Consider the following 1,004-nt stretch of genomic DNA (forward strand, 5'->3'; position numbering starts at 1 on the left):
TTTGCCGGTTTAGCTCAATTGGTAGAGCAACTGACTTGTAATCAGTAGGTTGGGGGTTCAAGTCCTCTAGCCGGCACCATTTTTGGTGGGGTAGCGAAGTGGCTAAACGCGGCGGACTGTAAATCCGCTCCCTCCGGGTTCGGCGGTTCGAATCCGTCCCCCACCACCATTTTCCTGAATAGGTTCCAAACAAAAAGAGCAATACTATGTATGTTCTTTTTAAATTGTATTGGAATTGTAAATGGGGAACAATAATTATACTATTGGGCTATAGCCAAGCGGTAAGGCAACGGACTTTGACTCCGTCATTCGTTGGTTCGAATCCAGCTAGCCCAGCCATTTTTATATCGAGCCATTAGCTCAGTCGGTGGAGCAACGAGCAAAGCATCATGGTTATGCTGCGAGTTGCGGAGTAGAACGAAAGTTCTACGGAGCATCTGACTAAGTTAATATATATTTAGGGAAATTCTTCTATACGAGCCATTAGCTCAGTCGGTAGAGCATCTGACTTTTAATCAGAGGGTCGAAGGTTCGAGTCCTTCATGGCTCACCATTTTAATATGCGGGTGTGGCGGAATTGGCAGACGCACCAGACTTAGGATCTGGCGCCGCGAGGCGTGGGGGTTCGACTCCCTTCACCCGCACCATAAAATTACCAGTTGCAATGATGCTAAGTAAGTGATATGATTAATCTTGTCGCTGTTTTACATTATGCGGTCGTGGCGGAATGGCAGACGCGCTAGGTTGAGGGCCTAGTGGGGGCAACCCCGTGGAGGTTCAAGTCCTCTCGGCCGCACCAAAAAAGTCTTGACAAACATTATTTGTTAGTGTAATATTGATTAGGTCGCTTTCGAAATATGCGCCCGTAGCTCAATTGGATAGAGCGTCTGACTACGGATCAGAAGGTTATGGGTTCGACTCCTTTCGGGCGCGCCATATAACGGGAAGTAGCTCAGCTTGGTAGAGCACTTGGTTTGGGACCAAGGGGTCGCAGGTTCGAATCC

7 tRNA genes are annotated in these 1,004 nt (G+C 48.2%); all 7 read left to right on the plus strand.

Going from position 1 to position 1,004, the window contains the following annotated elements:
• Positions 1–3: 3 nt before the first annotated feature.
• Positions 4–79: transfer RNA gene (locus tag AR337_RS22495), tRNA-Thr, on the plus strand.
• A gap of 5 nt (positions 80–84) precedes the next feature.
• Positions 85–169, plus strand: a tRNA-Tyr gene (locus AR337_RS22500).
• Positions 170–264: 95 nt separating this feature from the next.
• A tRNA-Gln gene (locus AR337_RS22505) sits at positions 265–339 on the plus strand.
• Between the two features lie 138 nt (positions 340–477).
• A tRNA-Lys gene (locus AR337_RS22510) sits at positions 478–553 on the plus strand.
• 9 nt (positions 554–562) lie between these two features.
• Positions 563–647, plus strand: a tRNA-Leu gene (locus AR337_RS22515).
• Positions 648–713: 66 nt separating this feature from the next.
• Positions 714–799: transfer RNA gene (locus AR337_RS22520), tRNA-Leu, on the plus strand.
• 60 nt (positions 800–859) lie between these two features.
• A tRNA-Arg gene (locus AR337_RS22525) sits at positions 860–936 on the plus strand.
• Positions 937–1,004: the final 68 nt, after the last annotated feature.

Origin of the sequence: Bacillus sp. FJAT-27445 (genome assembly GCF_001510665.1) — a bacterium.
In the GTDB taxonomy this organism is placed as follows: domain Bacteria; phylum Bacillota; class Bacilli; order Bacillales; family Cytobacillaceae; genus Bacillus_D.